Source organism: Pseudomonas sp. S3E12, from assembly GCF_001702295.1.
Taxonomy (GTDB): Bacteria; Pseudomonadota; Gammaproteobacteria; order Pseudomonadales; family Pseudomonadaceae; genus Aquipseudomonas; species Aquipseudomonas marginalis.
In genome coordinates this window covers 377,078-399,039 of the sequence record NZ_MBDT01000029.1, presented here as the reverse complement: position 1 = coordinate 399,039, position 21,962 = coordinate 377,078, and the positions used below count along the sequence as shown (strand labels likewise).

Below are 21,962 nucleotides of genomic sequence, written 5' to 3'. Positions count from 1 at the left end.
CTTACTCTCCGTAGATGCTGTGGAGTGTAGACAAGGCTTCATAGGAGCGCTGGCAAGTCGCCACAAATCAACCTGATGGCAAACAGGCGCAGTCGGACGCAAGCACAGCGCTCCGGCAGAGGGTCAATGCGGGGGATAGCTGGAGAGGATGCGGGTCACCGTCGTGCGAATCGCGTTATTACGATCCTGGGGGTTGGGCGTGCTGCTCATCATCTGTTCATCACTGCCGCGCCACACCAACTTGCCGTCCTTGCCGTCGAGCAGGTCGATCTGGATGGTCGCCACCTTGTAGGTGATGTTGCGTGTTTCGTTGTACATCGGCCCGCCCCAATAGCCGTTCCACGGGCCGCCCCAGGCGCCGCCATAGTTGGTGGTGACTTGTTGCTGGCGGTCTTCGACGATCAGGTAGGCCTGCACGTTGAGGTCAGCCCGGGTGCCTGCGGCTGCCGGGCGCAGGCCGCGCTGGTCAAGCTGTTCACCCACGGCCTGGCGGATGCGTTGTTCGGTGAGGTCGCTCTTGATCCGCGGATCATCAGGCCGGTATTGCAGCGCCGGGTCTTTCCAGGCCCAGTTGCGGTAGGCGCCGAAGTCGCGGCTGGCATCAAAATCGTGGTTGACCTGGCTGGTCTGGCAACCGCCCAGCAGCACAACAAAAGCTAGCGTAGCGATACGACGAAACATGGTTGATCTCCAACAAGGGACCGGGCTTTAGATGAGAATAGCTGTTAACTCGGAGGATAGGCGGTCATCGCCTTTTGCACGGCCTGGCGCAACGCATCCGCACGCTCGCTGAGGCTGCCCTGGCTGCCGGTTTCCGCACTGGCACTCCACACCGGCTGGCCGCTGCGGGCGTCGAACAGGTTAACCCGCACCACCACCACTTGAACTTCATAGGTGCGCACGATCGGCACCGAGTTGTACATGCCGTAGCCCGGGCCGTAGCGGTTATAGCCGCCGTATCCGTAGCCGTAATCGTCCTGGACCTGCTTGAGACGCTTCTCCAGGCGCACATCGGCGCTCACCAGCAGGTCCGCCGGGCGGTTGTCGTGCAAGGGCCGCAGGCCGCGCTGGTCAAGGGCGCCGCTGACCGCTTCGGCGATCTGCGCCGAGTCCGCCCAGGCCGTGCCGGCCGGGAGCTGGCCGTTGCGCCAGGCCCAATTGCGGTAGGCGCCATAGTCGCGCACCGGCGCCGGGTAGGCGCTGGCATCAAAGGTCGTGGCCGCCTGCGCGGGCGCCGGCGGCATGGGCGCAGAAGCCGCCACATAAGGGTTGGGGCTGGAGCAGGCGCCCAGCCCGAGGGATAACAGGATCAAACAGAGACGACGCATTTCGACCTCCGCAGACTGGGCCGCTTATACCGGGCGGCAGATCCAGTGCAAATAACGCCCAAGTCCGGCAAAGCTTGGGTGACGACGGTGAGCGAGCTCCATCTCTACAAGGTCCTTCAAGTCGGCGCGGGCCTGGAATTCCACCGGCATATAGTCGTGGAATACCCGCACGCCACTTTGGCTTTCGACCTGCCAAAGCCCTTCGAGTTGCGCCGCCAATTCCCGCGGGTCGAGGGGCTGTTGCGGGGTCAGGCTCTGCTTTTCGCCGGCCATGTCATTCTTGCGCATCTTGCGGAAATGGCCTTTGAGCAGGTTGCGATAAATCAGCGCATCGCGGTTGTAGAACGCCAGCGACAGCCAGCCACCGGGCAGCGTCAGCTGATGCAGCACCGGCAGGATCCCGTGGGGTTCGGCCAGCCATTCCAGCACGGCATGGCACAGCACCAGGTCGTAGGGCTCGGTGAGCTGGCCGAGCAAGTCTTGCCACGGCGCGTGGATAAAGGTGGCGTCCTGCCCGGCCTCGGCGAAGCGTTGGCGCGCGCCCTCGAGCATCGGCTCGGCGGGTTCGGCCAGGGTCACCTGATGGCCACGCTCGGCCAGCCACAGCGACATATGCCCCAGGCCCGCGCCGATATCCAGCACGCGTAACGGGCGCTCCGGCAGGGCCTCAGCCAGGTCGGCCTGGAGCACTGCCAGGCGAATCGCGCCTTTTGCACCGCCGTAGATTTTCTCGGCGAAGCGCGTGGCCAACTGGTCGAAATGCCGGTCACTCATGGGCAAACCGCCGCTCGCTGTCGGCCAGTTTGGCGCGCACCACCTCGTTCATGTCCAGGCCCAGCTCGCTGCACAGCAACAGCAGGTACAGCACGATATCGCCCACTTCCTGGCCGGCGTGGGCGAGTTTATCGGCGGGCAACTGGCGGGACTGGTCTTCGGTGAGCCACTGGAAGATTTCCACCAGTTCGGCCATTTCCACGCTGGCGGCCATGGCCAGGTTCTTCGGGCTGTGGAATGGCTTCCAGTCGTTGGTATCGCGGATGCGGTGCAGGCGTTCGGTGAGGTGTTCGAGGTTCATGGGGGGCTCCTGAATGGGTATAGCTTCAGGGGGATGGAGAGTGAAGGCAAGTGAATAGCAGTGGTGCGACGATTCGACTTGACGCCGATGAGGCCCTAATCCACCACGCTGAATTCGAGCCGGGCGGTCTGGCCGGCTTCGTCAAGGACGCTGAGTTGGTAGCGGCCCAAGCGCTCGAAACTGGCATTGATGCTGTCCTGGTTGGCGCTGTCGCCCAGCGGTGCGCCGTTGAGGAACCACCAGCGCCGGCCGCTGCCGCCCAGGGCGGAAAGCTTGAGGCGCAGGGTTTGCTGGCTGGCGGCGGGCAGGCGCAGTTGGTCGCCTTCGCGCACGCCGACAATCGACAGCGGCGAAGACGCCGCCAGCGCCGGTGGCGGGCAATCGGGGTCGGCGGCGGGAATCCGCGCTTCACGGCGCTCGATCCTGGGCAACCATGGCTCCAGCGGTGCGGGCCACAGGGCGATATTTTTAGACACCGCGCCAGGGCAATGGGCATCCACCCTCAAGCCCTTGGCGTTGACCCAGACGCTTTCCATCAAGCCCACACTCAACGGCTGATCCAGCGCCTGCAAGGTCGGCGGCGTGGTGTTGTCCAGGGTCCAGGCAAAGCGCTGGCGGCGGCAATTCGGATCGCTGCGGTTCATGGGCTGGCCCAGCGGCCAACAAATCGCCGCCACGCCGACATTGGTCGGCACCGCCACCACCTGCGCGCTGATGCCGCGCTGGCTGTCGCGATTGGTCAGCACGTCATGCACCTGCAACATCAGCGGCGCCGCCGAGGCCAAACCGAACTGCCCCGGCACCGGCGTGCCGTCCGGGCGACCGATCCACACACCGATCAAATAGCGCGGCCCCACGCCAATCGCCCAGGCATCGCGAAAACCGTAGCTGGTCCCGGTTTTCCAGGCCAGGACCGGGCGCTGCACCAGTTCGGCACGCGGGTCGCGATCAGGCCGCGCCTGGCCACTGAGGATGCGCCGAACAATCCAGGCGGACCCTGGCGACAGCAAGGGCCGTTCTCTCAGCGTATCGTCCGGCTGCAATCGAAGGGTGGCGCTCCTGCCGTTGCGGGCGAAGGCGCTGTAGCCGCTGACCAGATCCTCCAGGCGGCTGCCCGCGCCGCCGAGGATCAGCGCCAGGTTGGGCTCGGCCAACGCCGGCAGGGCCAGTGGCACGCCGCCGATGCGCATCTGCGCGGCAAACCGCTTGGGCCCGTAGGCTTCCAGCAACTGCACCGCCGGCAGGTTCAGCGAACTGGACAGCGCCGTGCTCGCCGGCACTGCGCCGGTAAAGCCCATGGAAAAGTTGCCTGGGCGATAATCGCCATAACGCCGGGGCACATCCTGCAGCAGCGATTCGGAGTGAATCAGGCCCTCGTCCAGGGCCATGCCATACAGGAACGGCTTCAAGGTAGAGCCCGGCGAACGCAGCGCGCTGATCATGTCCACATGGCCAAAGCGCTTGGCGTCGTTGATGTCCACTGACCCCAGGTAAGCGCGCACGGCCATGTTTTCTTCTTCCACCACCAGAATCGCGGCCGAGGTGTATTCCGGCAACCGCGCACGCCAGCCCAGCAACAGGTCTTCAAGACGGCGCTGCAGGGTGGCGTCCAGCGTGGTGCGAATCAGCGGCGGGCTGTCCGGACGGTTCAGGCGGCGGGCAAGCAGCGGCGCCAGGCTCGGCTCCAGGCGCGGGGCGAGCAGCAACGGCTCTTCCAGCGCTTCGTCGACGGCCGCTTGTGGCCACACCTGGAACTCGGCGAGGCGGCGCAGCACTTTGTCGCGGGCCTCCTGGGCGCGCTGCGGGTGGCGATCCGGGCGCAGGCGGCTCGGCGCCTGGGGCAATACCGCGAGCAAAGCGGCTTCGGCGTGGGTCAGTTGCGCCGGGGACTTGCCCAGGTACGCCCAGCTGGCGGCTGCCACGCCCTGCAACGTGCCGCCGAACGGCGCGCGGTTCAGGTACAGGTTGAGAATCTGTTCCTTGGACAGGTGCCACTCCAACTGCGCCGTGCGCCACAGTTGGCGCAACTTGCCGTGGAAGGTCCGTGAGTGAGGATCCAGCAGACGCGCCACCTGCATCGACAACGTACTGCCACCCGACACCACCCGCGCGCCCGTCAGGTTCTGCCACGTCGCCCGCACCAGCGCCAACGGGTTAACACCGGGATGCTGATAGAACCAGCGGTCTTCGTAGGTGAGCAGTGCATCGAGGTAATACGGCGACACTTCGCTGGTTTGCACCGGATAACGCCACACGCCGTTGGCATCGGCAAACCGCCATAACGGCGTGCCATCCTCGGCCAGCACCACCCGCGCCAGGTCGTCCTTGGGCAACGGCAACGGCCAAATACGATCGGCCAGCCACAGCAGGGCAATCATCAAGACCAGGCTCGCCAGGGTCCAACGGAGAAGTAAACGCAAATTCAAACGGCGAAACCTCTATGCTTCACAGGAACTCGCCTGGTTGATAAACAACCAAAGGCTCAGTGCAGGCAATTTCGTCCACTCTTTCATCGAGACACACCTATGCAAGTAGACTTTTTCGGATGGTTGGGTCACACACTCGGTCTGATCATCCACTACATCGTCGAATTCTTCAGCGGGCTGTTCAATATGCTCTCCAACGCTGGCGGCGACTTTGTCGGTGGCATGTCCCGAGCATTGGGCATGGACACCTCGATCATCAGCATCATCACCCTGATCGTCGGCCTGCTGTTTCTGTATTCGGCCGTACGCGCGTTCATGCGTGCCTCGATCATCATCGGGGTAATCTGGCTGATGCTTGGGCTATGGCTGCTCAGTTGGGTCGTGCACTGAACCCAAAAACACCCACCCACTGTAGGAGCAAGCTTGCTCGCGAAGGACGTCAACGATAACGCTGACATCCTGAATAAACGCGGTGCCCTTGCGTTCTTCGCGGGCAAGCCCGCTCCTACAGTGATCAACCGTCAAATTTCAGCGTCCCTTGATCACCAGATCCGCCGGCGTTTCCCCCACCGCCTGCCAGTTCGGCCGGTACATCGACTCCACCTGCGGCGGCGGCACGCGGTAAGTGCCCGGTGTCACGGCACGGGCCAGGTACAGCAAGTGCGTGGTGCCATCGCCGTCGAGGTTGATGGCCGCCACGTAACGGTCATCACGAAACTCCTGATGCTTGAGCGCCGCGTTCTGCATCGACTCGCGCCATTCCTTCACCTGGCTGCTGGCGTTTTCCAGGCTGGCCGCGCTTTGTGCCAGATTCTGGTTTTCCAGCTCCAGGCCCGCAGGCAACAGGTCGACCACCAAGGCATCCGGCACGCGCTGCTTGGCGCTCACGGCCAGGTGCACCAGCACCAGATCGCCGCTATTGAGGTTGCGCAGGTTCAGCGGTTGGCCATTCATGCCCAGGTATTCCCGGCGGATGCTCAGGTTGTCGCCGCCCGGTGTCGGTGGCACCTGGGGATAACCCGAGATCGTCAGTTGCTGGTAGACCGGCACATCGCTCTGATTGGTCAGGCTCAGATCGCTGGAAAGCAGTTTGCCTTCCAGGTCCAGCGTCGATTGTTGATTGTTCAGCTCATGTTCCCCACCGCTGCCATTGAGCAGGACCTTCCAGGCCGACTCGGGCTGGGCGAACCCCAAGCGCCCGGCCAGGAACAGCGAATTGCGCTCCTGGGTCGACAGGTACGGGCTGGCCGCCAACTGATCGGACAGGCTAAACAAGCGCTCCTCACGCTTGCCCTTGGCCAAGTCGTTTTCTTCCAGCAATGCCAGGATCATCGCCTGATCGCGCAGCGGGCTGCCGTAGTCAGCCAGCCATTCCTTGGCGCTGCGTTGCGCCGCCAGCCCGGCCAGCAAGGCTTGATCCGCGCGGGGCTGGTCACCCATCTTTTGTAATGCGATGGACAACTGCACCAACGGCAACCCGGAACGCGCGTCGCTGCGCCGCTCGAAAATACTGCGCAGCGCCCCCAACGGCGCCTGCTGACTGCGCGCCAGTACCATGCCGGCGTAGGCCTGCACGGCAAAGCGCGTGTGGTCAGCGTTGTCGCTGTAGTCGACTTCGATCAGGTTGCGCTCCTGCACATAACGCAGCAGGCGCTCGCTGGCTTTTTTCAGCGCTTCGGGCGGTACCGCGAAGCCCTGGTCACGGGCACGCAACAGGAAGTCGGTGACATAAGCCGTCAGCCAATACTCCTCTTCGCCATCGGCGCCCCACAAACCGAAGCTGCCGTTGTAGCGCTGCATGCCCAGCAGGCGTTCGATGCCCAGCTCGATCTTGCGTTTGCGCTCGGCATCCGGCTCGCCCTTGATGCTCAGGCGCTTGAGCAGCGCGTCGTCGGCATACAGCGACGGGTACAGACCACTGGCGGTCTGCTCCAGGCAACCATAAGGGTAGGCCTTGAGCGCCGAGATCTGCGCACCCAGGTTCAGCGGCGGCCGGCTCGACAGGCTCAGCAGCGCCTCACGCCCAGAGGCATCGAATTGATCCAATGCGCCGGCGGGCAGGCTCCACGGCTCGCCCTTGAGCACCGCGCGGTAATGCTTGAGCAACGCCGGGTAGGCCGGGCGCACACCCAGGGTCCATTCGCGGCTGAACGGCGGCAGGTTCTCACCGGGCAGGTCCAGGCCATTGACCGTGACCTTCACCTTGCCTTGACCCAAGCCACCCCAGGCTTTCACCGGGATACGCAGGGTGGTGCGCTGGCCTTGCTTGAGCTCGACGGTTTGCGCGCCGCTGTTGACCAGCTCCAACTGCCCTTCGGCACTCAGTTGCACATCGAGTTTCTGCGCCTTGCCCGACAGGTTGGACAGGTCCAGGGCCAACGTCGTCTGGTCACCGCCGGCGAGGAAGCGCGGCGCCGACAGCTCGGCGATCAGCGGCGCGGCGATCACGGTCTTACCTTCGGCCATGCCGTAGCGGTCGTCGCTCCAGGCCTGGGCCATCAGGCGCAGTTCGCCGTTGAAGTCGGGGATGTTGACGCTGACTTCACCCTCGCCCTGCTCATTCAAGGTCACCGGCGCGCTTTGCAGGGCGACGATGGTCACACTGGTGTCCGGACGCTTGCCGCCCTTGGCCAGCGCGGCGTCACCGCCAAAGGCCAGGCTGGCCAGGCGGCCCTGCCCGGCTTCGATCAATTGGCCGTAGATATCGAACTGGTCCACGCCATAGGCCTTGCGGCCGAACAGGCTGGAGTACGGGTCCGGCGTCGGGTATTCGGTGATATTGAGGATGCCCACGTCCACCGCCGCCACCAGCACGTGCATCTGTTTCGGCACGCTGCCATCGGCGTTTTTGGCGGCGATCTTCACCGTCAGCGGTTGTTTCGGGCGCATTTTTTCCGGCGCGGTCAGGGTCACGCCAAGCTTGCGCTGGGTGCGATCCAGCGGCAGATGCAGCAGGCCTACCGCGCGTTTGGGGGTGATATTGGCTTTGCGCTCGCCGGGACGAATCACCAGGGCGCTGACGTACAGGTCATGGCGCGACCATTTCGGATCAAGCTTCACGGCAAAGCTTTTACCTTCGGCCGGCACGTCGATTTCCTGCCACCACAGCGGCCCTTCGGCGGACTCCACCAACAGGTAGCCTTTACCGGCCGCCGGCGGCGTGACCGTGACGTTGGCGGTATCGCCGTCGCCATAGGCGGGTTTATCCAGCGCCAGCTTGACCTGATCGGGCCGTACGGCGCCACCTTCGGTGTTGTCCTGGGCCTGGTAGCCGGCCCAGAAGCGCAGGCTGCTGACCAGGCCGGTCTGCGGGTCTTCGACCTCGACACGGTACGGGCCCCACTCCACCTGGAAGCTGACCTTGGCGGTATCGCCGGCCTTGATGTCCAGGGTCTGTTCGTCGAGGTTGAGGAATTTCTCGTTGTAGTGATAGCTCCAGCCATCGCTGTCGGAGTAGTTCCAGTAGTAGTCACGGCGCTCGCGAACCAGGCGGACCTTAAGGTTTTGCGCGGCAAGTTTCTGCCCGTCCTGGTTGGCCACCAGCACTTCGAACTCTGCCGGGCCATCGCCATTGGTTTCCTTGCCGTCAAACAGCCCACGCAGGCCCGGCAATTGCTCGGCCGGCCAGATCGGCTGCACCAGGCGCCGGGTGATCGGCCGCCCGCCCGACTCGTGCAGGCTGGCCTGCACGATCAGTTGCAGGGGGGATTTGGCCTCGGACCATTTGCTTTCCAGGGTCAGTTCTTCCTGGCCCTTGGCGTCGAGCACGCTTTCGTCCAGCTCGAAGTCCTGGCTCAGTTCCTCTTCGGTGACGGAGCCGAATTGATAGCCCGGCAGCGACTTGACCGCTTCGCGCAGGGGGCGCACATAGACTTGCCCGCTGACGCGATTGCCCGACGCGGGAGCACCGTAGAGGTAGCGACCGTTGACCTTGATCACCGGGTTATCCGCCGGGCTCAATGCCGTGTCGCTGCCCTTGAGTTCCAGCGCCAGGCGCTCGGGCAGGAAGTCTTCGACGAGGAATTCATACAGCTGCGGCTTGCCATCGCCCAGGTCGAACACTAACTGCCAGCGGCCGGTCGGTGCTTCGCCGGCCAGCTGCAGTTGATATTGATAGAGGCCCGAGGCATCGGCATCCCAGACGAACTTGCGGCTCACCTGTTCATCCGGGCGACGCACTTCGACACTCACCGGCTGCGGCTTGACCGCGTTGCCGTCCTTGTCCCGCAGCAGGGCGTTGAGCAGCACGGTTTCGCCAGGGCGATACAGGTCGCGCGGGCCGAACACAAAGAACTGCAACGGATGGGAAGGTTGGCCGCCGATATCGAACTCGGCCAGATCCAGCGCAGCACTGTCCAGGCGCAGCAGACTGGTCTGCTCACCCTGTTTGGCCAGCAGCACCTGGGCCTTTTTCGGCAACGGCAACTCAGCGTGACCGCCCTTTTCGGTCTTGCCCTGGCCCAGCACACGGCCGTCGGCGTCGAGCACTTCGAGGTCGACGCCATCCAACGCCTTGCCACCTTCCAGCGCCTGGGTAAATACATCCAGGCGATTGGCGTAGCGGTGCACCGACAGGCCGATATCGCTCAAGGTAAACAGCGTGGCCGGTTGCGAATAGTTGTAGGTGCCCGAAGCACGCATCACCGCCAGGTACACGCCCGGTTGCTGCAATTGCTTGAGGCCGGCAATCGGCAGCAGCAGGGTTTCACGGGTATTGCGCGCCGGGTTCAGGTCGAAACGGCCGCCGTAGACCAGGTCGGCCAGCGGCAGCAGTTCGCGGGATTCATAACTTTGCAGGCTGGTATTGCGCCCCCACTGCGCCAGGAACGACGGCAGGGATTCGGGTTTGATACGGAAGAATTCAACGTCGATCTTGTCGACGTTCAATGCGATCACCGGCAGGCCTTCGGCCAGGCGCGTCGGCAACAATGTGCCACGGCTGGCGAAGCCGACGGTGGCTTGCAGGTCACGGGTTTCCAGGCGCGCGATGTACTCGGCGGCGAGCGTGTTGGCGTTGACCGCCTTCACCCCGGCATCCACCGTCAGCACCAGTTTGCGCTGGGGTTCCAGATGACGCAGGCGCAGCTCCATGAGGTTATCGGACAGCTCCCAGGCGCCATCGACCTTGCCGGACTTGCTGTCGACCAGATGGAGTTTGTCGGCAAACTTCTGCTCCGGGTCCAACGGAATGGAAAAACTCACCGACAAGGTGCTGGCGCCGTCCAACTGTACCTCGGACACGTCCACCACACTCAACTCACGCCCGGCATAACGCTGCTTGAGCGCCGCTACATCCACCGCGGCCTTGGCCGGTTTCGGCGCCGTCGCCACGGTGGGCGCAGGCGGTGCTGCCGGTTTATCGGAAGAATCGCAGGCGCTCAGCAGGGCCAGCGCGCAGGCCAGGAACAATCCTTTGTTAAGCATGGGGCACTCGTAGTCAGAGGGAACCGAGGGGTGAACTATATATCAGCGCCGGCCAAGCCGATGTGGCGCTGGTCACATTGACCGACGGAGGGTGAGTTGGTTCTCAACGGTCTCAAGTCCCAGCCAAATCCCACAGGCATAGGGCTCCATTCCACATTGGCCCTGTTGCGCTGCCAATGGGCGGTTACAATGCCGCTCCCCCAAGGAGCCCGCATGTCCACCTTACTGACCGACTGGCGCGACCGCCCTACCCATCGCCGCGTATGGGCTTTGGCCGCGCCGATGATTCTTTCGAACATCTCCGTGCCGTTGGTGGCACTGGTCGACAGCATGGTCATCGGCCACCTGCCCCACGCCCACCAACTGGGCGCCGTGGCCGTCGGTGCCAGCCTGTATACCTTCCTCGCCTGGGCCATGGGTTTTCTGCGCATGGGTTCCACCGGTTTCGCCGCCCAGGCCGCCGGGCGCAAGGATGGTGCGGCACTGCGACAGATCCTGCTGCAAGGTTTGCTGCTGGCGCTGGGGCTGGCGATGTTGCTGGGGACCGTCGGCATCCCCCTGAGCCATCTGGCTCTGGAATGGATGCAACCGTCCCCCGAACTCAACCAATTGACCCGCGAGTTCTTCCACACCCGCCTGTTCGGCCTGCCCGCCGCGCTGGCCAGCTACGCGCTGGTGGGCTGGTTCCTCGGCACGCAAAACGCCCGGGCGCCATTGGCAATCCTGTTGACCACCAACCTGGTCAACATCGCCCTGAACCTGTGGTTTGTACTGGGCCTGGACTGGGGCGTGGTCGGCTCGGCCCGCGCATCGGTGATCGCCGAATGGACCGGCGCCCTGCTTGGCCTGGCCCTCACGCAAAAAGCCCTGCGCGCCTACCCCGGGCATATCGCCTGGGCCGTGTTGAAACGGTGGCAAAGCTGGCGCCCGTTGCTGGCGGTGAACCGCGACATCTTTATCCGCAGCCTGGCGCTGCAGTCGGTATTTTTCATGATCACGGTGCAAGGCGCACGCCTGGGCGATGCCACCGTGGCAGCCAATGCTCTATTGCTCAATGGCTTGTTGCTGACCGCTCACGCGCTGGACGGCCTGGCCCACGCGGTCGAAGCCTTGTGCGGACACGCCATCGGCGCCCATGACCGCGCCGCGCTGCGCCGTTCGCTGGTGGTCGCCGGCGGTTGGTCGCTGATCGCCAGTGTGGGGTTTGCTCTGCTGTTCACCTTCGCCGGCCACCTGTTTATTGCCATGCAGACCGATATCCCCAGCGTGCGCGAAACCGCCGATCTCTACCTGCCGTACCTGGCGGTACTGCCGTTGATTGCGGTGTGGAGTTATCTGTTGGATGGGTTGTTTATCGGCGCTACGCGCGCCAAGGAAATGCGCAATGGCATGTTGCTGACGGTGCTAATCCTACTGCCGTTCGCCTGGCTGCTACAGGGGTACGGCAATCACGGCCTGTGGATCAGCTTCCTGCTGTTTATGGCGCTGCGCAGTTTCACCTTGTGGGCCATTGCGTGGCGCCTGAGCAAAAGGAACGAATGGCTCGGCGATTCGACCTGTTAGTTTTCACAGGTTACAAAGATTCAACATGAGAGTTGAATTGGGACGAATGCCCGATCCGGGCAATTACGTTTCAATACGGGCAAGGACGACTCTCATGAACATCAACCCTCCCCTCGGCATCGCTATTGCGCTAATCGCAACCTGGATGCAACCCGTCATGGCGGATGCTGAAAGCAACCCTGACATCACGCCGTCCGGCCAAGTTTTTATCCCCTCGGTCCAAGCGCCTGGTGCAACTCCAGCACCGGCAGCCGAGCTTTCACTCTCCTCGGTTGAGATCTGGAACAACAGCAATTTCCCGATTTACTTAGCCCAAAAAAAGATGAAGCAGCAGACTTTGCCCTCAAGGCAAAAGAGTTCCGATTTGAGCGCCGATAATGATCCGGATCAGAAGCTGAGCCTGAACTTGACCCAAGGGGCTATCAGCCTGACACCAGCCACGAAGGATGCCACCATCAAGTTCATCACCCTGACCCCACAAAATGAAACGTGCAAAAAAACCAGTTATTGCCTGATTGTCCAGTAGGTATCGAATCGGTGGCCCTGCCATTGATAGAAAAGTGCGTGAACTGTTAGTTTTGACAGGTTACAGACCGACATTCCGGGCGTTGAATGGCCATGGGTAAAACCCATCCCATAGATTCAAGGAGAGTCGGATATGAACATCACGAAAGCGCTTTGGATCGCTACGGCTTGCACACTGGCGAGCATCGCGGGATGCACCAATGGGCAAGGGCCGAACACTATCGAGGACAGACTGCGTGTTACAAACAGTAGCCGGTCCAATCTGACGCTCTTCCAAGGAACCGAGCGACATACCCTCGATTCAGGTGCAAATATTGAACTGCCCTTTAATGGCCAAAATGTCACGGTGACGCCCACCACCACCGGTGCCGACAGACTTGACCGGGTTGTCCTTCAGTTCAACCCAGACCAATGCTCGGTCAAGCTCTGCCTGGTCGCGTACTGAACCGCCCACCGATACGACCCGCGAGAAACCCCGCGCGTCGTTCGACCCAGCATCAGGACGACAGGTATGACGAACGCGTCAGGCCCAGACGCAAGGCGTCGAGGAACTGCGTACGCTCACTGGCACTGATCTTCGCGCTGGCGCACTTGTCACGGTAGTGAGTCATCAACTCCTCCGGCGACAAGTGCACATAGCGCAGCATGTCTTCGATGGTGTCGTGGGTCTCGATACCGGCGCTGTACACCGAACCGTCTTCGCGCTGGTAGATGTTCACCGAGTCGGTGTCACCGAACAGGTTGTGCATGTCGCCGAGGATTTCCTGGTAGGCGCCGACCAGGAAGATGCCCAGCAGGTAGTCCTCGCCTTCGTTCAAGGCGTGCACCGGCAGGCTGGTCTCGATGCTCTGCTCGTCGACGTACTGCTTGATCTTGCCGTCGGAGTCGCAGGTCAGGTCTTGCAGCACAGCACGGCGCAACGGCTCTTCGTCGAGACGGTGCAGCGGCAAAATCGGCAGGACCTGGCCGATGGCCCAGGTGTCCGGCAGGCTCTGGAACACCGAGAAGTTGCAGATGTACTTGTCGGCCAGCTTGTCGTTGAGTTCGTCCAGCACCTGGCGGTGCGAGCGCTGGCGGGCTTTGAGCGAGTTGTGCAGGCGGCGGCACACGGCGAAGTAGCACTGTTCGGCCAGGGCTTTCTCGGCCAGGGTCAGTTTGCCGTCGGCGTACTGGGTGGCCACGTCGCTCATGTAGTGGGTGGCGCGCCAGTAGGTTTCGGTGACCATTTCGATGTCGGTCGGCCCGAGCAGGTCCACCAGCCATTGCACGGTTTCCGGCAGGCTTTCCTTGTTCTCGATCAGCGGGATTTCGTCGTTGTGTTTTTCGACGTCAGTGACCTGCACCACCAGCATGGCGTGGTGGGCGGTCAGGGAGCGGCCGCTTTCGGAGAAGATATGCGGGTGCGGCAGGCTCTGGGCGTCGCAGAATTCCTTGAGCATGCCCACGACCACACCGGCGTAGTCGTCCATGTCGTAGTTGATCGAACTGGCGTTACGCGAGTGAGTACCGTCGTAGTCCACGCCCAGGCCGCCGCCGACGTCGATGTGGTCCACCGGCAGGCCGAGGTTGCGCAGTTCGCCGTAATAACGAATGGCTTCCTTGAACCCATGCTGGTAGTCGGCCAGGTTGGCGATCTGCGAACCCATGTGGAAGTGCAGCAGGCGGATGCCCTGGTCCAGGCCTGCCGCGCGGAAGCGCTCGACCACCGACAACAATTGCGCTGCCGACAAGCCGAACTTGGACTTCTCGCCACCGGTGTCCGCCCACTTGCTCGACGCCAGGGACGACAGGCGCACGCGCAGGCCCACCTGTGGCTTGACCTTGAGGCTGGCGGCCTCTTCGATCACCAGTTCAACCTCGGACTCTTTCTCGATCACGATAAACACGTTGTGGCCGAGCTTCTGGCCCATCAGCGCCAGGCGGATGAACTCGCGGTCTTTATAACCGTTGCAGACGATGGTGCCGCCCTTCGGCGCCAGGGCCAGCACAGCCAGCAGCTCAGGCTTGGAGCCGGCTTCGAGGCCGATGGAAACATTCTGGGTGGCGATGATGTTCTCGATCACCGCTTCCTGCTGGTTCACCTTGATCGGGTACAGCGCGGTGTACTTGCTCTGGTATTCCAGGCGCTCGATGTTGGCGTCGAAAGCGCCGGTCAGCTGGCGTACACGGTCTTGCAGGATGTCGGGAAAGCGCACCAGCAGCGGCAGGGAAAGGCCGCTCTTGCGCAGCTCGTCCACTTGCTCGTAAAGGTCGACGGGTGTGCTGTTCGGGCCGTTCGGACGGACTTCAACGCGACCGGCATCATTGATCGCGAAATACCCGGCCCCCCAATGGCGAATCCCGTAAACACTGCGGCTATCCGCAACTGTCCATTGGCTGCCATCGTCTTTGCGTGTGCGTCGTACGGACATCGAAGTCCCCTATAAATGAAGGCGAAGGCGCCGCCTCTCGTTCGAGGCTGGCGCAGTCTAAAGAATGAAAATGACGATTTGCCTGTAAGCAAGGTAGACCCCACTCGCAGGACAGAGTTTAGACACAGGTTGGGAAGAGGCTTTCAGCCGCCGGACTTCTTGGCCTTGTAACCCAGCCTGATCAGCTCGGCCAACAGCAGTTCGACGTGATCGCCCTGGATCTCGATGACACCGTCTTTCAACGCGCCACCGGTGCCACAGCGCTTTTTCAGCGTGGTGGCCAGTGCCTTGAGCGGCTCTTCGGCCAACGGCACGCCGGTGATGGTGGTCACCGTCTTGCCGCCACGGCCTTTGCTTTCGCGGCGCACGCGGGCAATACCGTCGCCTTCGGGGATCAGGGTCTGTTTGCAGGTACACGAATCCACGGGCTGACGACAGTCCGGGCAGTGTCGACCTGCGTCGGTGGAAAATACCAGGCCGCCGAGGGCGGCGAAGGATGCGGCTTTTTTGGCCACCGGCAATCCTCTCGGGAGGACAAAGACTGATCGGCCTCCGCTAAGGGACGACCGACCGCGAAGCCCCACTCAGGCAGGGGCAGCGCTACCGAGCCGCCAAGGCTAATCCCCACCTGTAGGAGCGAGCTTGCTCGCGAAAATCGTCAACGATGACGCGTGCATTCCGAATGCACGCGGCGCTCTTGAGTTTTTCGCGAGCAAGCTCGCTCCTACAGTGATCCCAGGGTGCAACAATGGCGGTTCGGGTGAAAAGTCGCGCAGTGTAACGGCAAAAAGCCCACTTGCTAAGAGCCAAATGGCGCCAATTTATGCAGCTTTAGCGACGTGAGGCCAGATAGCGCCGCAAGCCCTCCTGGGCGTCCGGGCAGTAAGGCTTGTGCTCGGCTTCCTGCAGGACCGTTTCCACGGGCAAAAAGCGCGCCTCCATGACTTCTTCAGGCTGCAGGCGCAATGGCCCATCCCAAATCGCCGAGTAGGATTTGCACCAGAGCCGGCTGTCGCCATCCTCAAAGTAGAAATGGTCATGCTCGGTCAGTTCCACCCCGCCGACACCCAGCTCCTCTTCCAACTCGCGGGCTGCCGATAACGCGTAGGATTCGCCCGCCGCGACCATCCCGCCCGCCGCCGTATCCCAGAACCCCGGGTACAGGGCCTTGCTCAGGGTGCGCCGATGCACGCACAGCTCACCCTTGGAATTGAACAGAAAGATAAAGGTGCAACGGCCGATCAAGCCGCGCTGGCGCAAATCGGACCTGACGAGATGGCCAAGCAGGTTGTCCCGCTCGTCGACCCAGCAGATCAGTTCGGCATCAGAGGCCGCACGGTGCGCGGCCTCGTTTTGAGCAGCGTCCATCATCAACCCTGGTTGAGCAGTTGACGCAAATCGATCACCGCCGCATTGGCCCGGGAAATGTAGTTGGCCATGACCAGCGAATGGTTAGCCAATACGCCGAAACCGCTGCCGTTGAGGATCATCGGGCTCCAGACCGGCTCTTGCGAAGCCTCCAGCTCACGAATGATCTGGCGCACGCTGACGGTGGCGTTTTTCTTGGCCAGCACGTCGGCAAAGTCGACTTCGATGGCACGCAACAGGTGGGACAGCGCCCAGGCCTGGCCACGGGCCTCGTAGAACACGTTATCGATCTGCATCCATGGGGTTTCCACCACCTCTTCGTCGACCTGCGGCACTTCACCCGGCGCCAGGGCTTCGGTTTTCAGTGCGGTGTTCAATTTGACCCGGCCCACGCTGGCCGACAGGCGTTGCGACAGCGAGCCCAGGCGGGTGGCCACATCGCCCAGCCAGTTGTTCAGGTTGTCGGCGCGGGCATAGAACAAGGCGCCACGCTGGTTCGGGTCGGACAGGCGCGCTTCATAGCGGCTCAGGGAGTTGATGCCTTCCTGGTACTCCGACTCACTGGACGGCAGCACCCAGCTCTTGTTGTCGAAGTTGAAGCGCGGCTCGGCCTTGGCCAAGTCGGCGTCTTCGGCCGACTGCGACTGGGAGCGGGCGAAGTCTTTACGCAGGGCGCGGGTCAGGTCGCGCACCTGCACCAGCACGCCGTATTCCCAACTGGGCATGTTGTCCATCCACAGGCCCGGCGGGAAACGGTCGTTGGAAATATAGCCACCGGGCTTGTTCAGCAACGTGCCGACCACGGTCTTGAGGGTTTCGACGGTGGTATAGCCCACCACCATCTGCTTGCCTTCCTTCTCGGCGGCAAGCTGCGCATTCTGCTGGACCGGGAACAGCGCCGGCTCTTCGCTCCAGTACCAGCCCAGGGCGCCGGTGACCAACAGATACAGGCCGAGCACACTGAGCACGGCTCGGCTCATCAGCAGAGTACGAAAATAGCTGCGGTTGGCCGACTTGGGCTCAGGGGCAGGGCCTTTGGCACTGCCCGCACGGTTTTTCCAGTCCAGCATGGCGATATCCTTTCAATCACTTGAGTTCATGCACTTGAATTGAGGGCGTGCGTTCAAACACTCCGACCACAACCCTACCCCATCGTGCCCGCCCATGCGGGGCTTTTCACCAAACGTGCATACGGCAAGCATTCGACTATAAAGGATGCACGCTTTTTAAGCTGCGCGACCGTCAGGTCACCAACTGAATATCAGGGACACACAGTTAATTGACATATGACACTCATCCCATTGAAAAGAGGTGCTAGCATAGAGCCATCAGTTCGACCTCAGCATGCACCCTCACTAGTAGTCAGGATATGACCGAGCCAGAAGACCCCAGCCGTGAGCGTCTCAAGCAGCATTTTGCCCAGCGGGTAATTCATCAGGCACGTCAAATTCTTGAGATCTGGCAGCGCCTGCAACGCAGCGAATGGTCAGGCGCCGACCTCTCCGAACTCAGCGAGGCCAACCTGCGCCTGCAGCGCTTCGCCGAGCGTTTCGAACAACCCGAGCACGGCCAACTGGCCCGGCACATCGGCGAATCGCTCAAGGCCGTGGACGAAAACCGCGGGCGCCTGAGCAGCCAGTTGATCACCGAGCTCAACCGCTTGATGCAGCGCCTGTCCCGCACCGGCCTGCGCCAGGGCGACCAGCTGGAACAAACCTTCCTGCCGCCGATGCGCAAGCCGATCTACGTGATGCTGGCCGATCACGACCGCGCCGAGCGCCTGGCCAAGCAGCTGGAATTCTTTGGCATGAGCGCCCAGTCCCTGGACAGCGTCGCGGCGTTTCGCGCGTCCATGGCCGAGCGCCTGCCGTCGGCGATCGTGATGGACGTGGACTTCTGCGGCACCGGCCTGGGCCTCAAGCTCGCCGCCGAAGCCCAGGAAGGCCTGGAGCATAAGCTGCCGCTGTTGTTTTTCAGCCTGCACGAAACCGACACCCCCACTCGCCTCGCCGCCGTGCGCGCCGGCGGCCAGGAATTCCTCACCGGCACGCTGGAAGCCTCCAGCCTGCTGGAAAAGATCGAAGTGCTGACCTGCGTCGCCCAGTACGAACCGTACAAAGTGCTGATCATCGACGACTCGCGGGCCCAGGCGCTGCACACCGAGCGCTTGCTCAACAGTGCCGGCATCGTCACCCGCACTTTGATCGAGCCGATCCAGGCCATGGCCGAGCTGGCAGACTTCCAGCCCGACCTGATCATCCTCGACATGTACATGCCGGCCTGTACCGGCACCGAACTGGCCAAGGTGATTCGCCACAACGACCGTTATGTCAGCGTGCCGATCATCTACCTGTCGGCCGAAGACGACCTGGACAAGCAACTGGACGCCATGAGCGAAGGCGGCGACGACTTCCTCACCAAACCGATCAAGCCGCGCCACCTGATCACCACGGTGCGCAACCGCGCCGCCCGTGCGCGCAACCTCAAGGCGCGGATGGTGCGCGACAGCCTGACCGGGTTGTACAACCACACCCATATCCTGCAACTGCTCGAAGACTGCAGCTTCCGCGCGCGCCGCGAGAACAAGCCGTTGAGCTTTGCCATGCTCGACATCGATCACTTCAAGCGGGTCAATGACAGCCATGGCCACCCCATGGGCGACCGCGTGATCAAGAGCCTGGCGCTGTTTCTCAAGCAACGCCTGCGCAAGACCGATTACATCGGCCGCTACGGCGGTGAAGAATTCGCCATCGTGATGCCCGACACCGACCTGGACTCGGCCTGCAAGGTGCTGGATGAAATTCGTGGGCGCTTTGCCGAGATTCACTATCCGGCGCAGCCGCAGGATTTGTGGTGCACCTTCAGCGCCGGGGTGGTGGAGCTGTGTGACGGCTCCGACAGCCTGATGATGGCCGCCCAGGCCGACGAGGCGCTGTACCGCGCCAAGGACGCCGGGCGTAACCGCGTGCAAGCGGCGCGCACGTCAAAGCAAAGTGCCACCTTTTCACCAGAATCCACTGATTCCGTCATAACCCTGTAATGAAAACGCAATAACTTCAGGCACTTACCTTTTGCTGTCGGTTGATACCCCGCATGCGCCTGAAGCTGCTGACCAATCTCAATACCCTCCTGCTGGTGGCCGTGTGCCTGGCACTTGGAGCGACGCTGTGGTGGTCGCAACGGGCGCTGGAACAGCCTTATTTGCTGATGGAACGCTACCTCGGCCTGTCACAGACCTTCCAGAACCAGGCCGCGCGCAATATCGACGACTACCTCGCCAGCGGTGATGCATTGCGCTTGAGCAGTGCCAGCCAGAGCCTGGAAAACCTGTTGCAGCACCTGGATGAACTGCCCGCCGACCTCGCACAGAACCTGCGCCCCAGCCTTGCGGACCTGGATGCCTTCAGCAAGACCGACCTGCTGGCGGCCGGTAAGTTGGCAGGTGACCCACAAGCCCTGTTGCTGCAGGCCGAGCGGGAGCTGGGCGCCAACCTGGAGCAGTTGAGCCAGTACGCCATAGGCGTCAACACCCCCGAAGCCGCGCGCTACCTGCCGCCGCTGTTGGCAGCCTCACAGCACCTGGGCAAGCTGTCCCTGGCCCGCGACAAACTGGTGAGCAGCGGCCGCGCGGAACTGGCGGACGATGTGGAACGCGAAGTCGGCAATATGCGCAGCCAGGCCGACCTGCTGGAGCAACTGCCATTACTCGGGGTAAAGGCCAGCGCAGAATCCAACACCGATGATTTTTCGGCCTTGATGGGCCTGGAAAACAGCGCAAAAACCGAAGCCCAGGACACTGGCGTCGACCTCAAGCGCGAACTCAACGGCCTGCTGGCCCGCTACCCCGCCGAACTCCAGCGCACCCGCACGCAGATCCAGCAGCGTGCCGACCTGGGCGCCGCCACCCACTTGAAAATCGCCGCCGTTCAGCAGGCCATCGCCGGCCTCGAGCCGGTGGTGCGCGCGCAACACGGCAAGATCCAGGGCGAAGTGCGCCTGATGCAAGGCGTGATGATCGGCCTGATTCTGCTGATCGCCCTGCTGATCGACACCCTGCAACGGCGCCTGGCGCGGGTGCTGACCAACCTGGCCCCGGCCTTGTCGACCTGGGGCGAGGGCAACTTCAGCCAACCGATCACCTTGGGCAAGACCAACCGCGAACTGCGCGACATCGAAGCGTCCCTCAACCGTCTACGCGCCTACCTGGTGGATCTGGTGGGTACCATCCGTGGCAATGCCGAAGAAGTGGCCGGCAGCAGCCGCGCCCTGGCCGAACTGAGCAGTGGCCTGCACGACGGCGCCGAACGCCAGGCCGGGGATACCGCGCAGATTCGTGACTCCCTGGGCGAACTGGAAGCCACCATCCAGCAAGTCGCCGGTGATGCCAGCGCTGCGGCCGGCGCCAGCCGCAGCGCTGGCCAGGCGGTTGAGCAAGGCCAGCGCGTGATCGGCCTGAGCCTGACCGGCCTGCACGCGCTGGTGGGTGAAGTGCAGCAAAATGCGCAGATGATCGAGAAACTTGCCGAGGAGTCCGCCACCATTGGCGGCGTATTGACCGTGATTCGCTCGATTGCCGACCAGACCAACCTGCTGGCGCTCAACGCCGCCATCGAAGCCGCACGCGCCGGTGAGGCCGGGCGCGGATTTGCCGTGGTCGCCGACGAAGTGCGCACCCTGGCCCAACGCACCGCTGGCGCCACCGCCGAGATCCAGGCCTTGATCACCGGCCTGCAAACCGCTGCGCATCAATCGGTGCAGGGCATGCGCGCCCAGGTTGAACACGCCGAGGCTACCGCCCAGCAAGCCCAGGCTGCGGATGGCGCGCTGGATGAAATCGTCGGCGCGATCCAGACCATTTCCGCCACCGCCGTGCGGATTGCCGATGTAACGGCGCAGCAAAGTGGCGCCGTGAGTGAGATTCGCGACAACAGCGAGCGGATTCATCAGCTCGGCGAGGATAATTTGCTGCGCATCGGCCACGGCCGCAGCCAGGGTGAGCATTTGCTGGTGCTGGGTGGGCAGCTCAATACGGCAGTGCAGGCGTTCCGCGTCTGACCTGCCCCATGAAGATCCAAAATCAAATGAAGATCAAAATGTGGGAGGCGGCTTGCTCCCGATAGCGGTGGATCAGTTACAGATGTCGATACTGACACACTGCAATCGGGAGCAAGCCCCCTCCCACATTTGATCTCCACAGTATTCAAGGGCGTATTACCAATGACCGGATCCCAGCCCCCAGTCATAAATTTTGCGCAATCCTCGCTAATCGTGCCGCCTACTGCATAGAACTGGACAGTCACAAAGGCTTTGCGGCATAGTCGCCGGGTTCTGCCTTGCCCACATCAATAACAAGGAACAGCCGATGGCGACCTTACTGGTTCTTCACGGACCCAACCTGAACCTGCTCGGCACCCGTGAACCGGGCGTCTACGGGGCAGTGACCCTCGATCAGATCAACCTTGACCTGGAACGACGGGCACGTGAAGCCGGCCACCATTTGCTCTACCTGCAAAGCAATGCCGAGTATGAATTGATTGATCGCATCCATGCCGCCCGTAGCGAAGGCGTGGACTTTATCCTGATCAATCCCGCCGCTTTTACGCACACAAGCGTTGCATTACGTGACGCGCTGCTGGCGGTGAGCATCCCATTCATCGAAGTGCATTTATCGAACGTGCACAAACGCGAACCTTTCCGCCATCACTCTTACTTCTCCGACGTTGCGGTAGGAGTGATCTGCGGCCTTGGCGCCAGCGGTTACCGACTGGCCCTGGAGGCCGCCCTGGAACAGCTTGAACAACCGGCCAAGCGCCCCTGACCGACCCTTGGGAGTTGATGATTC

At 62.5% G+C, this 21,962-nt stretch carries 17 protein-coding genes; 7 read left to right on the top strand and 10 right to left on the bottom strand.

Features of this window, described 5'->3' with window-relative positions; all coding sequences use genetic code 11:
* Positions 1–123: 123 nt before the first annotated feature.
* The 5 genes from BB029_RS23345 to pbpC all read right to left on the bottom strand — a co-directional run bounded on the left by BB029_RS23345 (position 124) and on the right by pbpC (position 4,829).
* Positions 124–681, bottom strand: coding sequence for a DUF4136 domain-containing protein (locus BB029_RS23345; RefSeq protein ID WP_027607982.1), 558 nt, complete (start codon positions 679–681; stop codon positions 124–126).
* A gap of 44 nt (positions 682–725) precedes the next feature.
* Positions 726–1,328, bottom strand: a complete 603-nt coding sequence (locus BB029_RS23340; RefSeq protein WP_065940947.1) for a DUF4136 domain-containing protein — start codon at positions 1,326–1,328, stop codon at positions 726–728.
* 24 nt (positions 1,329–1,352) lie between these two features.
* Entirely contained in the window at positions 1,353–2,102 is a 750-nt protein-coding gene (locus BB029_RS23335) for a methyltransferase (protein ID WP_027607984.1), read from the bottom strand.
* Entirely contained in the window at positions 2,095–2,403 is a 309-nt protein-coding gene (locus tag BB029_RS23330) for a MazG-like family protein (protein WP_058423592.1), read from the bottom strand. Before BB029_RS23330 ends, BB029_RS23335 begins: the two co-directional genes overlap by 8 nt.
* 95 nt (positions 2,404–2,498) lie before the next feature.
* Entirely contained in the window at positions 2,499–4,829 is a 2,331-nt protein-coding gene (gene pbpC / locus BB029_RS23325) for a peptidoglycan glycosyltransferase PbpC (RefSeq protein WP_083236471.1), read from the bottom strand.
* 99 nt (positions 4,830–4,928) lie between these two features.
* Between pbpC and BB029_RS23320 the strand changes: the two genes are divergently transcribed.
* On the top strand, positions 4,929–5,219 hold the full coding sequence (locus BB029_RS23320; protein WP_065940946.1) for a hypothetical protein: 291 nt from the start codon (positions 4,929–4,931) through the stop codon (positions 5,217–5,219).
* A 138-nt stretch (positions 5,220–5,357) separates the two neighbouring features.
* Here the strand turns inward: BB029_RS23320 and BB029_RS23315 are convergent, their stop codons facing one another.
* Positions 5,358–10,253, bottom strand: a complete 4,896-nt coding sequence (locus BB029_RS23315) for an alpha-2-macroglobulin (protein WP_065940945.1) — start codon at positions 10,251–10,253, stop codon at positions 5,358–5,360.
* Positions 10,254–10,466: 213 nt separating this feature from the next.
* On the opposite strand from BB029_RS23315, the gene BB029_RS23310 reads away from it, so the two are divergent.
* The 3 genes from BB029_RS23310 (at position 10,467) to BB029_RS23300 (ending at position 12,786) form a co-directional block, all read left to right on the top strand.
* Positions 10,467–11,816: an MATE family efflux transporter gene (locus tag BB029_RS23310; protein ID WP_065940944.1), complete on the top strand. Its 1,350-nt coding sequence runs from the start codon at positions 10,467–10,469 to the stop codon at positions 11,814–11,816.
* 94 nt (positions 11,817–11,910) lie between these two features.
* The gene (locus BB029_RS23305) at positions 11,911–12,342 is read left to right on the top strand and encodes a hypothetical protein (RefSeq protein ID WP_065940943.1); all 432 of its coding nucleotides are present in this window, start codon (positions 11,911–11,913) and stop codon (positions 12,340–12,342) included.
* A 132-nt stretch (positions 12,343–12,474) separates the two neighbouring features.
* Complete coding sequence (locus BB029_RS23300) at positions 12,475–12,786, top strand: hypothetical protein (protein WP_065940942.1); 312 nt, start codon at positions 12,475–12,477, stop codon at positions 12,784–12,786.
* Between the two features lie 52 nt (positions 12,787–12,838).
* Here BB029_RS23300 and speA read toward each other — a convergent pair whose 3' ends face one another.
* From speA to BB029_RS23280, 4 genes are all read right to left on the bottom strand, one after another.
* A complete protein-coding gene (speA, locus tag BB029_RS23295) occupies positions 12,839–14,752 on the bottom strand; it encodes an arginine decarboxylase (RefSeq protein ID WP_053134630.1) in 1,914 nt (637 codons plus the stop codon).
* 143 nt (positions 14,753–14,895) lie between these two features.
* Entirely contained in the window at positions 14,896–15,267 is a 372-nt protein-coding gene (locus BB029_RS23290; RefSeq protein WP_027607992.1) for a translation initiation factor Sui1, read from the bottom strand.
* Positions 15,268–15,583: 316 nt separating this feature from the next.
* Positions 15,584–16,120 carry an NUDIX hydrolase gene (locus BB029_RS23285; RefSeq protein ID WP_065940941.1) on the bottom strand — a complete coding sequence of 179 codons (537 nt, stop codon included), beginning with the start codon at positions 16,118–16,120 and terminating at the stop codon, positions 15,584–15,586.
* Between the two features lie 2 nt (positions 16,121–16,122).
* Positions 16,123–17,100, bottom strand: coding sequence for a DUF2333 family protein (locus BB029_RS23280; RefSeq protein ID WP_370468598.1), 978 nt, complete (start codon positions 17,098–17,100; stop codon positions 16,123–16,125).
* 389 nt (positions 17,101–17,489) lie between these two features.
* On the opposite strand from BB029_RS23280, the gene BB029_RS23275 reads away from it, so the two are divergent.
* The 3 genes from BB029_RS23275 (at position 17,490) to aroQ (ending at position 21,938) form a co-directional block, all read left to right on the top strand.
* Entirely contained in the window at positions 17,490–19,160 is a 1,671-nt protein-coding gene (locus BB029_RS23275) for a PleD family two-component system response regulator (RefSeq protein WP_065940940.1), read from the top strand.
* A 53-nt stretch (positions 19,161–19,213) separates the two neighbouring features.
* Positions 19,214–21,175, top strand: a complete 1,962-nt coding sequence (locus BB029_RS23270; RefSeq protein WP_065940939.1) for a methyl-accepting chemotaxis protein — start codon at positions 19,214–19,216, stop codon at positions 21,173–21,175.
* Between the two features lie 307 nt (positions 21,176–21,482).
* Complete coding sequence (gene aroQ / locus BB029_RS23265; protein WP_065940938.1) at positions 21,483–21,938, top strand: type II 3-dehydroquinate dehydratase; 456 nt, start codon at positions 21,483–21,485, stop codon at positions 21,936–21,938.
* Positions 21,939–21,962 lie beyond the last annotated feature (24 nt).

Bases quoted from the DNA above. Each gene is read 5' to 3' on its own strand.
- BB029_RS23320 (WP_065940946.1), top strand. From the start codon at position 4,929: ATGCAAGTAGACTTTTTCGGATGGTTGGGTCACACACTCGGTCTGATC.
- BB029_RS23275 (WP_065940940.1), top strand. From the start codon at position 17,490: ATGACCGAGCCAGAAGACCCCAGCCGTGAGCGTCTCAAGCAGCATTTT.
- aroQ (WP_065940938.1), top strand. From the start codon at position 21,483: ATGGCGACCTTACTGGTTCTTCACGGACCCAACCTGAACCTGCTCGGC.
- BB029_RS23345 (WP_027607982.1), bottom strand. From the start codon at position 681: ATGTTTCGTCGTATCGCTACGCTAGCTTTTGTTGTGCTGCTGGGCGGT.
- BB029_RS23330 (WP_058423592.1), bottom strand. From the start codon at position 2,403: ATGAACCTCGAACACCTCACCGAACGCCTGCACCGCATCCGCGATACC.
- BB029_RS23305 (WP_065940943.1), top strand. From the start codon at position 11,911: ATGAACATCAACCCTCCCCTCGGCATCGCTATTGCGCTAATCGCAACC.
- speA (WP_053134630.1), bottom strand. From the start codon at position 14,752: ATGTCCGTACGACGCACACGCAAAGACGATGGCAGCCAATGGACAGTT.
- BB029_RS23270 (WP_065940939.1), top strand. From the start codon at position 19,214: ATGCGCCTGAAGCTGCTGACCAATCTCAATACCCTCCTGCTGGTGGCC.
- BB029_RS23300 (WP_065940942.1), top strand. From the start codon at position 12,475: ATGAACATCACGAAAGCGCTTTGGATCGCTACGGCTTGCACACTGGCG.
- BB029_RS23335 (WP_027607984.1), bottom strand. From the start codon at position 2,102: ATGAGTGACCGGCATTTCGACCAGTTGGCCACGCGCTTCGCCGAGAAA.
- BB029_RS23315 (WP_065940945.1), bottom strand. From the start codon at position 10,253: ATGCTTAACAAAGGATTGTTCCTGGCCTGCGCGCTGGCCCTGCTGAGC.
- BB029_RS23340 (WP_065940947.1), bottom strand. From the start codon at position 1,328: ATGCGTCGTCTCTGTTTGATCCTGTTATCCCTCGGGCTGGGCGCCTGC.
- BB029_RS23285 (WP_065940941.1), bottom strand. From the start codon at position 16,120: ATGGACGCTGCTCAAAACGAGGCCGCGCACCGTGCGGCCTCTGATGCC.
- BB029_RS23310 (WP_065940944.1), top strand. From the start codon at position 10,467: ATGTCCACCTTACTGACCGACTGGCGCGACCGCCCTACCCATCGCCGC.
- BB029_RS23280 (WP_370468598.1), bottom strand. From the start codon at position 17,100: ATGAGCCGAGCCGTGCTCAGTGTGCTCGGCCTGTATCTGTTGGTCACC.